Raw genomic sequence first — 12,769 nt, 5'->3', positions numbered from 1 at the left:
GTGGAAACCCTGGAGACCGTCACCGCCTCGCTCGACGGCGCCGTCGGCACCATCACGGTCAACCGGCCCGAGGTGCGCAACGCCCTCTCGAAGACCGTGCTCTCCGAGATCGGAGCCGTCCTGGACGCGTGGGAGGACGACGGCGCGGTCAGCGCGGTCGTGTTCACCGGCGCCGGCGAGAAGGCCTTCGTGGCCGGCGCCGACATCGGCCAGCTCGCCGGCTACGACCTCGCCTACGGGCTCGCCGCCCAGATGCAGAAGCTCTTCGACCGCGTCGAGGAGTACCCCAAGCCGACCATCGCCGCGATCAACGGCGTCGCCATGGGCGGGGGCCTCGAGCTCGCCATGAGCTGCGACATCCGCATCGCCGCCGACGGCGCGAAGATGGGGCTGCCCGAGGCCACCCTCGGCGTCCTCCCGGGCGCCGGCGGGACCCAACGCCTCACCCGGCTCGTCGGAACGGGCCGCGCCGTCGAGATGATCCTCACGAGCCGGGCACTGACGGCAGCCGAGGCCGAGCGCTACGGGCTCGTGACCGCCGTCGTGCCCCGCGAGGAGCTCGCGGCGACCGCCGCCGCGACCGCCGCCACGATCCTGTCCAAGGGCCCGCTCGCGGTCCGGCTCGGCAAGCTGGTGATCCGCCAGGGCGCCGAGACGGACCAGAAGACCGGCCTGCTGCTCGAGCGGCTCGCCCAGACGCTGCTGTACACGACCGAGGACAAGGCCGAGGGCGCCGCGGCGTTCCTGGCCAAGCGCCGGCCGGAATTCGTGGGGCGGTGACCGCGGTGGACGTGCGGAAGATCCTCGTGGTCGGGTCGGGGGCGATGGGCCGCCAGATCGGCATGGCCGCCGCCGTCGCGGGATTCACGACGGCGGTGCGGGACGTGAGCGCCGACGCCGCCGCGGCCGCCGAGGCGGACATGCGCCGCTGGCTCGACGGGCGGGTCGCGAAGGGCCGGCTCACCGAGGCCGACGCCGCGGACGCGTGGGACCGGCTCACGTTCAGCACCGATCTGGCCGGTGCGGCCGCGGACGCGGACCTCGTGATCGAGGCGGCGACCGAGCGGCTCGACGTCAAGCGGTCCATCTTCGCCGAGCTCGACGCCCTCACGCCGGCGCACGCGGTCCTCGCGACCAACTCCTCGACGCTGGCCTCCTCGACGGTCGCCGACGCGACCGGACGCCCCGACAAGGTCTGCAACCTGCACTTCTTCAACCCGGCCCTCGTCATGAAGGCCGTGGAGATCGTGCGGAACCCGCAGACCTCGGACGAGACCGTCGCGGCCGTCACCGCGGTGGCCCGGGCCATGGGCAAGTCCCCGGTGCTGCTCAACCGCGAGATCCCCGGGTTCGTCGCGAACCGGCTCATGGGCGCGGTGCGGGACGAGGCGCTCGCCCTGTACGCCGGCGGCGTCGCCTCCCTCGAGGACATCGACACGGCGGCGAAGGACGCGCTCGGCTACCCGATGGGCCCCTTCGAGCTCATGGACCTCGTGGGCCTCGACGTCACCTACCTGATCCGCCAAGCCGCCTACGCGCAGACCGGGGACGAGAAGGATCTCCCCCATCCGCTCGTGGCTGCCAAGTACGAGGCCGGCGAGTTCGGCCGCAAGACCGGGAAGGGCTGGTACACGTATGGATGAGCTGCTCGATGCCGGGCCCAGGACCGGCTTCGCCGAGACCGACGAGTACCTCGCGGCGCTCCGCGAGCGTCTCACAGTCCCGCGGGACACGGACTACCTCCTCCTCGCCGAGGACCTGCCGGACGACGCCGCGGCCGCCCGGGCCCGCATGCGCGCCTTCGTCGACGCGAAGGTGCTGCCCGTGATCAACGGCTACTGGGAGCGCGCGGAGTTCCCGTGGGAGCTCCTGCCCGACCTCGCCGCGACCGGCCTCGTGGGCGGGGTGATCCACGGGCACGGCGCCGCAGGCCTCTCCCGGCTGGCCGCCGGACTCGCCACCGTGGAGCTCGCCCGCGGCGACGGGTCGATGAACACGTTCCTCGGCGTCCAGGCCAACCTGACCATGGGCACCATCAACCTGCTTGGCTCCGAGGAGCAGAAGGAGCGCTGGCTCCCCGGCATGGTCCGGCTCGAGAAGATCGGCGCGTTCGCGCTCACCGAGCCGCGCCACGGCTCCGACTCGGCGCAGCTCGAGACCACCGGCCGGCGCGACGGCGACTCCTGGATCCTCAACGGAGCCAAGCGCTGGATCGGCAACGGCTCGATGGCCCACGTGACGGTCGTCTGGGCCCGCGACGAGGCCGACGGCGAGGTCAAGGCCTTCGTCCTCGAGCGCGAGGACCCGCGCGACCCCGAGAACCTGCCCGCGGGGTTCTCGGCCCGGACCATCGACGGCAAGATCGGCAAGCGCGCCATCTTCCAGGCGGACCTCGCCTTCGAGAACGTGAGCGTGCCCGAGGCAAACCGGCTCCCCGGGGCGAACAGCTTCCGCGACACGTCCCGCGTGCTCGCCACCACCCGTGGCGGCGCGAGCTGGGAGGCCCTGGGCCACGCGGTCGCCTGCTTCGAGGCCGCCGTGGCCTACACCGAGGTCCGCGAGCAGTTCGGGCACCCCATCGCGAACTACCAGCTCGTCCAGTCCACCCTGGCCTCGATGCTCTCCGAGCTCACCGCGATGCAGCTGATCTGCTTCCGCATGGCCGAGCTCCAGGAGGCAGGGACGTGGAGCGGAACCATGGCCTCGATCGCGAAGATGCACACCTCGAACAAGGCCCGCACCATCGCCCAGCAGGCCCGTGACCTCCTCGGCGGCAACGGCCTCCTCCTCGACTTCCACGTGGCCCGCCACCTCACGGACATGGAGGTGGTCCACACCTACGAGGGCACCGAGTTCATCCAGTCGCTCCTCATCGGGCGGAAGGTCACGGGGAGGTCGGCGTTCTGATGCCGTGCGAGGAGCCAGCCTTCGCGGACCGGATGGTCCTGCTCGTGGGCACGGGCGGCATCGGGGCCGCGGTCGCCGCCCGGCTGGCGGGCGAGGGCGCCCGCATCTTCGGGACCTACCGCTGCGACCACGACGGGGCGGCGGCCCTCGGCGCACGGCTCCCGGCCGGCACCTGGGCCGGGACCGCGCCGCTCGACGCGGCGGATCCGGCGTCCGTGGCCGACGTCGTCGGGCCGGGCGGGAGCGCGGCCGCCGCCCTGGGAGGCATCGACACCCTCGTGGTCACCGCCGGGCACCGCCACCCGCTGGCGCCCCTGACGGCGACGGACCCGGCGGCCCTCGAGGAGATCGTCCGCACCGAGCTCGTGGGCCCGATGCTCCTCGTCCGCGCGGTCCTGCCCGTCATGCTCGAGGCCGGGTTCGGCCGGATCGTGCTGGTGGGCTCGGACAGCGGCAAGGCCGGCACCCTCGGCGACGCCGCGTCGTCGGCGGCGCGCGCGGGCCTCCACGGCCTCGCCAGGTCAGTGGCCCGCGAGACGGCCAGGACGGACGTCACCATCAACGTCGTCTCCCCGGGGCCCACCGACACCGGGCTCCTCGCGGGCATGCTCGCCGCCGACGGCCTCACCGGCAAGGTCATGGCCGGGACCGTCAGGGCCGTGCCCAAGGGCAGGGCCGCACGGGCCGAGGAGGTCGCGGCGGCCGTCGCCTACCTCGCCTCCCGGGATGCCGGCTTCACCACCGGCCAGGTGCTCTCCGTCTCGGGCGGCCTCACCATGTAGCGCCCGGCGGCGCGCTGACCACCCGAGGACACCACCAGGAGGAGACCCATGGACCAGGCCCCGTTCGACCCAGACCACGTGGCGGTCTTCCGCAAGACCGTCACCGAGACGGACCTCGTGCTGTTCGCCGGGATCACCGGCGACTTCGCGAGCAACCACACCGATGAGGAGTACATGCGGGCCACGCCCTTCGGCACGCGGCAGATCCACGGCGCGCTCCTCGTCGGATTCATGTCCGCCGTCGCGGCCCGTGCCCTCGAGGATGCACGTCCGGAAGGGCTCACTCCCGTCTCCCTCGGCTACGACCGCATCCGCTTCATCCGGCCGGTGTTCCCGGGGCAGACCCTCTCCTTCCGCCACGAATGGGACAGCTACGACCCTGAGTCCCGCCGTGCCATCGCCACCGTGCAGGCGCACCAGAAGGACGAGCTCGTGGCGGTCGCCCGCCATGTGGTCACGTGGGTGCGCGACCGCGATCGTCCGGCTGGGGTTCCGACGCCGCTCCACCACCGTCGCGACTCCGCTCCACCGCCCGCGTGAGATAGGCGGTCTCCGCCGCGTTGCCGGGGAGCTCGAGGGCCGACTCGTACGCCGCGCGCGCCTCCGCAGCCCGGCCCAGACGGCGCAGCAGCTCGGCGCGGGCAGCGTGGTAGGCCCGGTACCCGGCGAGGGCCTCCCCCAGCGGCCCGAGGAGCGCGAGCCCCACCTGGGGTCCGTCCAGTTCGGCGACCGCCACGGCCCGGTTGAGCGCGACCACCGGGGAGGGGTCGAGCCGGACGAGCTGGTCGTAGAGGGCCACGATCTGCCGCCAGTCCGTGTCCGCCGCGGTGCGGGCCGAGGTGTGCACGGCGTTGACGGCCGCGAGGAGCTGGTACCGGCCCGGCGCCTCCCCCGAGGCCAGTCGCTCCCGCACCAGCCGGTGCCCTTCGGCGATGAGCGCCGCATCCCAGGCGGAGCGGTCCTGCTCGCCCAAGGGGACCAGCGCGCCGTCGGCCGCTACCCGCGCGGGGCGGCGCGCCTCCGTCAGGAGCATGAGCGCGAGCAGGCCGGCCGCCTCGCCGTGGTCCGGGAGGAGCTCCCGGACGAGGCGGGCGAGCCGGATCGCCTCGGCAGAGAGCGCCGGGCGCACGGGATCGGCGTCGGGCCCGGTCGCGAGGTAGCCCTCGTTGAAGACGAGGAACAGGACCGCGAGCACGCCGGAGACGCGGGCCGGGAGGTCTTCGGCGGAGGGCACGCGGTACGGGATGCGCGCGTCGGCGATCTTGGTCTTCGCGCGCGTGATGCGGCGCGCCATCGCGCCCTCCTGCACGAGGAACGCGCGGGCGATCTCGGGCACCGTCAGGCCGCCGACCAGCCGCAGCGTGAGCGCCACCCGGGCCTCCATCGCCAGCGCCGGGTGGCAGCAGGTGAAGACGAGCCGGAGCCTGTCGTCGCCCACCGCGCCGAGCGGCTCGGGCGGGCTGTCGTCGTGGAGCATGAGCGCCTCGCGGTACTTGTCGCCGCGCCGGTTCTCCCGGCGGATCCGGTCGATCGCCTTGCGGTTCGCGGTGGTCGTCAGCCACGCGCCGGGGTTGGGCGGCACGCCGTCGGCCCTCCAGCGTTCGACGGCGGTCGCGAACGCCTCGGCGGCCGCGTCCTCGGCGAGGTCGAGGTCGCCGAAGCGCCGGGCCAGCGAGGCGACCACCCGGGCCCACTCCTCGCGATGGGCCCGGGCGAGCGCCTCCCCCGGGTCGCGTCCGCCGGCCGCGCTCACAGGAACGGCCGGACCTCGATCCTGCGGTTGCAGGCCTTGGAGCCCTCGGCGGCGAGCCTGAGCGCCGCGTCCAGGTCCGGGGCCTCCATGATCCAGAAGCCCACGATCCACTCCTTGGTCTCCACGAACGGCCCGTCGGTCATCACGGCCTCGCCGTTTCGGTTGTCGATGACCGTGGCCGAGGCGGGCGCGCTGAGGCCGCCGGCGAAGACCCAGTGCCCCTCGGCCTGGAGCCGGTCGTTGAAGGCGTCGATCGCGGCCGCCTCCTCGTCGGTGGCGAGGTCGCTGGTGTCGTTGAGGACGGATACCAAGTACTGCATGAGGATCATCTCCTGTGGCTCGGGGCGCCCGGCGCGGGCGGCCGCTCACCCCTGCAACGAACGGGCCTGCCCCTATCGGACACCGGAGGCTGGACGGGTTCAAGCCGCCGCACGGGGACGCGGCGCCGCGGGACCTTGGGCACTTCAGCCCGCGGGCCGGGCAGCGCACGATGAGGGGTAACGCAGCCCGAGGAGGAGCCGGCATGAGCAAGGTCCTGGTCGCCTACAGCACGCACGAAGGGCAGACGGCGAAGATCGCGGACTTCATCGCCGGGGTCCTGCGCGGCAGGGGCCTCGACGTGGACACGTGCGACGTCAAGGAGAGCGCCGACCCCGCGCTCATCGACTACGACGGCGTGATCGTGGGCGGATCGGTCCACGTGGGCAAGCACGACAAGCACGTGGTCGACTACGTCCGCGGCAACCGCCACGCGCTGACCGGGCTGCCCTCGGCGTTCTTCTCCGTGAGCCTCTCCTCCGCCAGCGGCGACACGCAGGAGGCGGAGGGCTACGTCGAGAAGTTCGAGGAGGAGACGGGCTGGCTCCCCACGAGGATCGCCCTGTTCGGCGGCGGGCTGCCGTACAAGCACCTCAATTTCGTCAGCCGGCACATGATGAAGCGGATCGTGGAGGGCAAGCCGGGGAATCTGGGCACGGACCTCTCGCGCGACTACGTGTACACCGAGTGGGACGGCGTGCGGCGGTTCGCCGAGGACTTCGCGGCAGAGCTGGAGGCGGCGCCCCGGTAGGGACGCCGCCTCCTGCCCTGCGTCAGTCGACGGTCAGGACCACCCGGAAGCGGGCCTTGCCGGACATCATGCGCTCGAACCCGTCCGCGGCCTTCTCGAGCGGGTACGTCTCGATGAGCGGGCGCACGCCGGTCAGGGCCGCGAACCTGAGGGTGTCCTCGGAGTCCTTCGCCGACCCGGACGCGTGCCCGGCCAGCGACTGGCTGCCGCCGATGATCGCCCCGGCGTGGACGGAGAGCGGCTCCTGCGGGACGCCGAGCACCACGAGCTTCCCGCGCGGGGCGAGGCCGCCGATCGTGGCGGTCATCGCCTCCGCGTCCGTCACGGTGGCGAGCACCACAGTGGCGCCGCCGAGCGCCGCGAGCGAGCCCGCGACGTCGTCCGCCGTGCTGTCGATGTAGTGGTGCGCGCCGAGCTCGCGGGCGAACTTCTCCTTCTCCGCCCCGCGGGCGATCGCGACCGTCTCGAAGCCCATGCGGGCCGCGAACTGCACGCCGAGGTGGCCGAGGCCGCCGAGGCCCAGGACCGCCACGACGTCGCCGGGGCGGGCGCCGCTCTCGCGCAGCCCGTTGAACGTGGTGACGCCGGCGCACATGAGCGGGGCCGCCTCGGCGTCGCTGAGCCCGTCCGGGACGGCCGCGAGCGCGTCCGCGGGGGCGACGACGAACTCGGCGTACCCGCCGTCCGAGGTCAGCCCGGTGACCTTGCCGACGCGGCAGGAGATGAAGTCGCCGTCGCGGCAGGCGTCGCACACGAAGCACGCGCCGCCGAACCAGCCCACCCCCACGCGCTGGCCGGGCTCCCACTGCTCCACGCCCTCGCCGACGGTCTCGACGGTGCCGGCCACCTCGTGGCCCGGGATCCGCGGATAGGACGAGGCCATGCCGGCGCCCGCCATCACGTCGCTGTGGCAGACGCCGCACGCCGAGACGCGCACGAGGACGTGTCCTCGCGGGACCTCGGGGACGTCGCGGTCCACTGCTTCGAGGGACTCGCCGGCGGCGGGGATCTGGATGGCTCGCATGGTGACACCTTTCGTCGAAGGGCTTGCTTGACCGCGGCACAAGCTAGCAGCGGCGCCTTGGCGCCAACTGGGTGCAGGCCGAGAGATTCATCTCGACAAGCGTATTGCTAGACAGTCGAGACAAATTATTTCCTCCGGCCCGCCAAGGGCGCAACCCGCTCCCCTTACCCGCGCACGACGCCGGGGACGCACCCGCGCGGGCGCGTCACCGGCGTCGTGCTTCCGGCACCGTTCCGCCACGGAGGATTCGACTCCGCTCAACCGCCGTGGGTGCGGAGGCGGCAGGTGAACTCCCACGGGCGCAGGTCCAGCCCCGGGACGTCGGGGTAGTTGCCGAGCAGCACCTCGGCAGCGGCCCAGGCCGGGTCGCCCACGTCCACCCGCTGGGGCTCTCCGGAGAAGTTGCCGAGGACGAGCAGCTCGGTCCCGTCGAGGCGGCGGGTGAAGGCGTAGACCGCCTCGTGGTCGGGCAGGAGCATGGTGAAGTCGCCGTCCGCGATGACCGGCAGCTGGTGGCGGAGCCGGATGAGCTGCCGGTAGAAGGCGAAGACGGAGTCGTCGCGGTCCACCTGGTCGGCGGCGTTGATCGCCGCGGCGTTCGGGTTGACCGCGATCCACGGCGTGCCCGTGGTGAAGCCTGCGTTGGGGCCCGCGTCCCACTGGACGGGGGTGCGGGCGTTGTCCCGGTTGAGCGGGGCGATGGCCTCGAGGACCTGGACCGGGTCGAGGCCGAGCGCGCCGGTGGCCTCGCGGTAGTGGTTGAGGACCTCGATGTCCCGGTGCGCGTCGATCCCGGGGAAGGCCATGTTGGTCATGCCGAGCTCCTCGCCCTGGTAGACGTACGGGGTGCCGCGGTGCAGGTGCAGGACGCCGGCGAGCATCTTCGCCGAGAGGTCCCGGTACTCGCCGTCGTCGCCGAAGCGGGAGACAATCCGCGGCTGGTCGTGGTTGCCCCAGTAGAGGCTGTTCCAGCCCCGCTCCTCCAGGCCCTCCTGCCACCGGTTGAACGAGGTCTTGAGATCGGTGAGGCGGAGCATGCCCGGCTGCCACTTGCTGCCGTTGCCATGGTCCAGGTTCACGTGCTCGAACTGGAAGACCATGTCCAGCTCGGCGCGGGCAGGGTCGGTGAAGAGGACCGCGTCCTCGACCGTGACGCTGGGCATCTCGCCGACCGTCAGCAGGCCGGCGTCCCGGTGCGCGAAGACCTCCCGGTGCATCTCCTGGAGGAACTCGTGGATGCGCGGGCCGCAGACGTAGCCGCTGCGGTCGTGGCTGTAGAGCTCGCCCTCGGCGAGGGGCTTGTCCGCGAGCGCGGGATCCTTGGAGATGAAGTTGATGACGTCCATGCGGAAGCCGTCCACGCCGCGGTCCAGCCACCAGTTCATCATCGCGTAGACGGCCTCGCGGACCTCGGGGTTCTCCCAGTTCAGGTCGGGCTGCTTCTTCGAGAAGAGGTGGAGGTAGTACTCGCCGGTGGCCTCGTCGAACTGCCAGGCGGGGCCGGAGAAGAAGGAGGCCCAGTTGTTCGGCTCGGCGCCCGGGGTGCCGGGCTCGGGGCCCGGCCGGGCGGGTCGCCACCAGTACCAGTCGCGCTTGGGCGAGTCCATCGAGGCGCGGGACTCGGCGAACCAGGGGTGCTCGTCGGAGGTGTGGTTGACCACGAGGTCCATGACGAGCTTCATCCCGCGGGCGTGCAGGCCCCCGATCAGCTCATCGAGGTCGGCGAGGGAGCCGAAGAGCGGGTCGATGTCCCGGTAGTCGCTGATGTCGTAGCCGTTGTCGTCCTGCGGGGAGCGGTAGACGGGCGAGAGCCACACGACGTCGACCCCGAGGCGCTCGAGGTAGTCCAGCCGGCCGATGATGCCGCGGAGGTCTCCCACCCCGTCCCCGTCGGAGTCCGCGAAGCTGCGCGGGTAGATCTGGTAGACGACGGCGCTGCGGAACCACTCGGGGTCGGCGGCTGGATCGGCGTGGGGGCTGGCGGGGCCGGGGTCGGTCATGGCTTCTCCTTGGCGGCGTTCGCACTTGGTTGCTGACGGGATCCTGCTCGTGGGCTCGACGCCTATGCTGCCAAGCGGCTGCCTCGCAATCCAGCGGTTCCGCTCAGGCGGGCAGCGCGTCGCACTCGGATCCCCGGGCTGACCCAGCCAACTCGGGATCCGCCGCGAGCAGCCCGGAGATGACGGCCGGCTCGACGGGCCGGGAGAAGTAGTAGCCCTGCGCGAAGTCGCAGCCCAGGGTCTTCAGCTCCTCGACATGCTCGGACGTCTCGGCCCCCTCGGCAATGACCCGGATCTTCAGGTCACGGGCCAGGTTCATGATGGTCCCCACGATCTGACGGCCCTGCTCGCCGCGGTCGAGCTGGGCGACGAAGGACCTGTCGATCTTGAGGGTGTCCATCGGGAAGCTGTGCAGGTACGCGAGTGAGGAGTAGCCGGTTCCGAAGTCGTCGATGCTGACGCAGACGCCGAGGCGCTGGAGCTGGGTGAGGACCTCGACCGTGTACTCGGTGTCCATCATCGACACGCTCTCGGTGATCTCGAGCTTGAGCGTGTCGGGGCGAATGCCGGTCTCCGCGAGGACCCGGCTGACCTGCTCGACGAAGTCGTGCTGGGCGAACTGGCGGGCGGAGACGTTGACGGCCACCGTGAGGGAGGGGTCGCGGGGGAACTCCCGCTGCCAGCGGACCATCGTGCGGCACGCCTCGCGCAGCACCCAGAGGCCGAGGAAGACGATGATGCCGGTCTCCTCCGCCACCGGGATGAACTGGTCCGGGTAGACCAGCTCCGACTCCGACCTGCGCCACCTCACCAGCGCCTCGACCCCGACCATCGCCCCGTCGTCGAGGGAGACGATCGGCTGGTGGTGCAGGACAGGCTGGCGGCTGGGAATGGAACTATCCCGCGAAGTGAAACCCGGGCGGACGACGCCGGGCCCACCCGCCGTCGTCCGCCCGCCTTGAGGATGCCTTCGGAACCTGCAGCCCTTGGACTACCCGGCGGCCAGGGCCTCCTCGTCCCGCAGGCCTTCCTCTTTCAGCCGAACCAGCATGCCGCGCAGGAGCGCGTTGAACTGCTTCGACTCTCGCTCGGAGAGCTGCCCGAGGATGATCTCCTGGCCCCGCATCGATATCGGCAGCATCCCGTCGTGCATGCGAGCTCCAGCCTGTGTCAGATAGAGCGGACGCGAGCCGCGCGGGCCGTCGGAGAGGACGACGAGGCCGCGCTCGACGAGGACGTTGACGCTCTTCGAAACGACCGCCTTGTTCATATCGAGGAACTCGCTCACCTCGGTCGCAGACATCCCCGGCCGGGACGCGAGCGAGGACAGAACCCGCCACTCGTTCGTTCCGAGGGAGAACCGCTGACGCAGCTCGCGGGACTCCCGCCAGACGAGCGCGTTCGACAGCAGCGCAAGGAGCCTCGGGGTGAATTCCTCAGGGTCGACGCTGACTTCGAGGGGCTCCCCCACCGCCCCGTCTGGGACAAGGGCGCTGGGACTCCCGTCGCGTTGATCAGGCATTGCGCTCCTAAGGTTGCGCCGGCTCGGGAACGGTCTTCCCGGGCTCACTGGGAAGCCGAAGCGATGGCGGCTTCGTCGAGGGTTGCGATGGATCGAGTGTCCTGGAACGCCCTGATACCTTCAATGCCCTGCTCTCGGCCCATTCCAGACTGCTTCATGCCGCCGAATGGCGCCCGCAGATCAAGGCGTGTCGCACCGTGATCGTTGACCCACACGTAGCCGCAGACCAGCTGCGCACCGATGCGGCGCGCCGAATCGGGGGACGACGTCCAGACAGACCCACAGAGGCCTCCCCACGTGCCGTTGGCCAGGTCAACGGCCTCTGCCTCGGTGTCGAAGGGGATCACCGGGATGACGGGACCGAACTGCTCCTCTGTCACGACCCGGAGCGATGGCTGGGGATCAATGACGATCGCCGGGCGCACGAAATTCCCGTCCGCGAGCTCCCCGCCGGGAAGACTGCCGAATTCGCGCACCTCGGCTCCCGACTCCTTGGCCTCCCGGATGAGCTCATCGACGAAGGTCTTCTGGACGGGAGAGTGCAGGGGGCCCATCGTGGTGCCCTCCTCGAGGCCGTAGCCGACGACCACCTTCTCGAGCCGCGCCGACAGGCCCGCCACGAGCTCGTCGATCCGGGACCGATGCACGAAGACGCGCTTGGCATTCATGCAGATCTGCCCGGTCGTGTCATAGATCGCCGCGTAGAGACGGTCCAGGTGCGTGTCGTCGAGTACTGCATCCTCGAGGAGAATCGCTGCGTCGTTCCCGCCGAGTTCGAGGGTGACCCGCGTGAGGGACTTGGCCGCCATCTCCATGATTCGCCTGCCCCCGTTGACGCTGCCCGTGAAGCAGACCTTGGCTACATCGGTGTTCTGGATCAGCGCCGTCATGTTCTTGTCCTCGCCGGTGATGACGTTGAGCACGCCGGGAGGCAGCTGCTCCGCAATCCGCTGGACCACCCTGACAGTAGCCAGCGGTGCCGAGGGCGGCGGCTTCACGATCGCGGTGTTTCCCGCGAGGAGCGCGTGGGGCAGCGCGGCCCCGAGAATCGCGATCGGCCAGTTGAACGGGACGATGACCGTGACCACGCCAAGAGGCTGGTAAGAGACTTCGGTAGTCACGGGAATCCCGGGGGCCGGCTCGAGCACCTTGTGCCGATCCACCTCTTCGGCGAGCGCAAGCGCGAGGTTCCAGCGGAGTTCGAAGACGAGTGAGTCCACCCAAGCCTCGAACCGCACCTTGCCGTTCTCCTGGGAGAGGATTGCGGCGTCCTCGTCGCGGGCTTCAGCGATGCCCTGGATGGCCGTGGCCATCATCGCAGCCCGCTCGGTCGCCGGCAGAGCGGCCCACGCGGGGAATGCCTCCTTGGCGGCGGCCACCGCCTCGGCGGCCTCCGACGGCGATGCTGACGCCGCCTCTCCCACAATCCGGCCGGCCTTCGCCGGATCGAGCACGGGCAGCACCTCTGCCGTCTCCCGCTCGCGGCCCCCGATGAATAGTCCCGTGCGCACGGCGACGTCCACGCTTCCATCACTCATGACGATCAAGCACCTCTCTGTGTCAGATCTGAAGAGGCTTCCATGTGGCGACGAGCACCCCTTCGGAAGCAGTCCGGGCTCGCCGAGCAGGCATGCAACCACCGGTAACGGAGTCCGGAAAATCAGTTTAGATCTAATCTTGTTTAGATGTAAACACCGGTGTAGCGTCGTTCC

General features: G+C 71.1%; 13 protein-coding genes. 6 read left to right on the top strand and 7 right to left on the bottom strand.

The genetic code is table 11. The annotated features are described in order from the left end of the window. Genes J2W20_RS11535 through J2W20_RS11515 form a run of 5 tightly spaced genes read left to right on the top strand, consistent with a single transcriptional unit; the run spans nt 1 to nt 4,229 of the window. Nucleotides 1-780 carry an enoyl-CoA hydratase/isomerase family protein gene (locus J2W20_RS11535; RefSeq protein WP_307006750.1) on the top strand — a complete coding sequence of 260 codons (780 nt, stop codon included), beginning with the start codon at nt 1-3 and terminating at the stop codon, nt 778-780. Then, complete coding sequence (locus J2W20_RS11530; protein WP_307006749.1) at nt 777-1,643, top strand: 3-hydroxyacyl-CoA dehydrogenase family protein; 867 nt, start codon at nt 777-779, stop codon at nt 1,641-1,643. Before J2W20_RS11535 ends, J2W20_RS11530 begins: the two co-directional genes overlap by 4 nt. Next, nucleotides 1,636-2,907, top strand: coding sequence for an acyl-CoA dehydrogenase family protein (locus J2W20_RS11525; RefSeq protein ID WP_307006748.1), 1,272 nt, complete (start codon nt 1,636-1,638; stop codon nt 2,905-2,907). Before J2W20_RS11530 ends, J2W20_RS11525 begins: the two co-directional genes overlap by 8 nt. Continuing rightward, complete coding sequence (locus tag J2W20_RS11520; protein WP_307006747.1) at nt 2,907-3,689, top strand: SDR family NAD(P)-dependent oxidoreductase; 783 nt, start codon at nt 2,907-2,909, stop codon at nt 3,687-3,689. The genes J2W20_RS11525 and J2W20_RS11520 overlap by 1 nt, the downstream gene beginning before the upstream one ends. Before the next feature lie 48 nt (nt 3,690-3,737). After that, a complete protein-coding gene (locus J2W20_RS11515; RefSeq protein WP_307006746.1) occupies nt 3,738-4,229 on the top strand; it encodes a MaoC family dehydratase in 492 nt (163 codons plus the stop codon). Here the strand turns inward: J2W20_RS11515 and J2W20_RS11510 are convergent. Further along, nucleotides 4,144-5,442 (bottom strand): RNA polymerase sigma factor, encoded by a 1,299-nt coding sequence (locus J2W20_RS11510; protein ID WP_307006745.1) that lies wholly within the window; start codon nt 5,440-5,442, stop codon nt 4,144-4,146. The two genes, J2W20_RS11515 and J2W20_RS11510, sit on opposite strands and share 86 nt — an antisense overlap. Next, nucleotides 5,439-5,762, bottom strand: a complete 324-nt coding sequence (locus J2W20_RS11505; protein ID WP_307006744.1) for a YciI family protein — start codon at nt 5,760-5,762, stop codon at nt 5,439-5,441. Before J2W20_RS11505 ends, J2W20_RS11510 begins: the two co-directional genes overlap by 4 nt. A 203-nt stretch (nt 5,763-5,965) precedes the next feature. Between J2W20_RS11505 and J2W20_RS11500 the strand changes: the two genes are divergently transcribed. Next, nucleotides 5,966-6,511, top strand: coding sequence for a flavodoxin domain-containing protein (locus tag J2W20_RS11500; RefSeq protein WP_307006743.1), 546 nt, complete (start codon nt 5,966-5,968; stop codon nt 6,509-6,511). A gap of 22 nt (nt 6,512-6,533) precedes the next feature. Here the strand turns inward: J2W20_RS11500 and J2W20_RS11495 are convergent, their stop codons facing one another. The 5 genes from J2W20_RS11495 to J2W20_RS11475 all read right to left on the bottom strand — a co-directional run bounded on the left by J2W20_RS11495 (nt 6,534) and on the right by J2W20_RS11475 (nt 12,580). After that, nucleotides 6,534-7,535: an alcohol dehydrogenase catalytic domain-containing protein gene (locus J2W20_RS11495; protein WP_307006742.1), complete on the bottom strand. Its 1,002-nt coding sequence runs from the start codon at nt 7,533-7,535 to the stop codon at nt 6,534-6,536. Between the two features lie 257 nt (nt 7,536-7,792). Next, nucleotides 7,793-9,535 carry a glycoside hydrolase family 13 protein gene (locus tag J2W20_RS11490; protein ID WP_307006741.1) on the bottom strand — a complete coding sequence of 581 codons (1,743 nt, stop codon included), beginning with the start codon at nt 9,533-9,535 and terminating at the stop codon, nt 7,793-7,795. 103 nt (nt 9,536-9,638) lie between these two features. Then, entirely contained in the window at nt 9,639-10,406 is a 768-nt protein-coding gene (locus J2W20_RS11485; RefSeq protein WP_307006834.1) for a putative bifunctional diguanylate cyclase/phosphodiesterase, read from the bottom strand. A gap of 120 nt (nt 10,407-10,526) precedes the next feature. Then, nucleotides 10,527-11,057, bottom strand: a complete 531-nt coding sequence (locus tag J2W20_RS11480; protein ID WP_307006740.1) for a MarR family winged helix-turn-helix transcriptional regulator — start codon at nt 11,055-11,057, stop codon at nt 10,527-10,529. A gap of 44 nt (nt 11,058-11,101) precedes the next feature. Beyond that, nucleotides 11,102-12,580, bottom strand: coding sequence for an aldehyde dehydrogenase family protein (locus tag J2W20_RS11475; protein WP_307006739.1), 1,479 nt, complete (start codon nt 12,578-12,580; stop codon nt 11,102-11,104). Between the last annotated feature and the right edge of the window lie 189 nt (nt 12,581-12,769).

It is taken from the genome of Sinomonas atrocyanea, assembly GCF_030812675.1.
GTDB classification, from domain to species: domain Bacteria; phylum Actinomycetota; class Actinomycetes; order Actinomycetales; family Micrococcaceae; genus Sinomonas; species Sinomonas atrocyanea_B.
This window is presented reverse-complemented; position numbering and strand designations above follow the sequence as displayed.

Excerpts from the sequence above, each read along its gene's own strand:
- J2W20_RS11525 (WP_307006748.1), top strand. The coding sequence starts at position 1,636 with ATGGATGAGCTGCTCGATGCCGGGCCCAGGACCGGCTTCGCCGAGACC.
- J2W20_RS11520 (WP_307006747.1), top strand. The coding sequence starts at position 2,907 with ATGCCGTGCGAGGAGCCAGCCTTCGCGGACCGGATGGTCCTGCTCGTG.
- J2W20_RS11515 (WP_307006746.1), top strand. The coding sequence starts at position 3,738 with ATGGACCAGGCCCCGTTCGACCCAGACCACGTGGCGGTCTTCCGCAAG.
- J2W20_RS11505 (WP_307006744.1), bottom strand. The coding sequence starts at position 5,762 with ATGCAGTACTTGGTATCCGTCCTCAACGACACCAGCGACCTCGCCACC.
- J2W20_RS11500 (WP_307006743.1), top strand. The coding sequence starts at position 5,966 with ATGAGCAAGGTCCTGGTCGCCTACAGCACGCACGAAGGGCAGACGGCG.
- J2W20_RS11495 (WP_307006742.1), bottom strand. The coding sequence starts at position 7,535 with ATGCGAGCCATCCAGATCCCCGCCGCCGGCGAGTCCCTCGAAGCAGTG.
- J2W20_RS11490 (WP_307006741.1), bottom strand. The coding sequence starts at position 9,535 with ATGACCGACCCCGGCCCCGCCAGCCCCCACGCCGATCCAGCCGCCGAC.
- J2W20_RS11480 (WP_307006740.1), bottom strand. The coding sequence starts at position 11,057 with ATGCCTGATCAACGCGACGGGAGTCCCAGCGCCCTTGTCCCAGACGGG.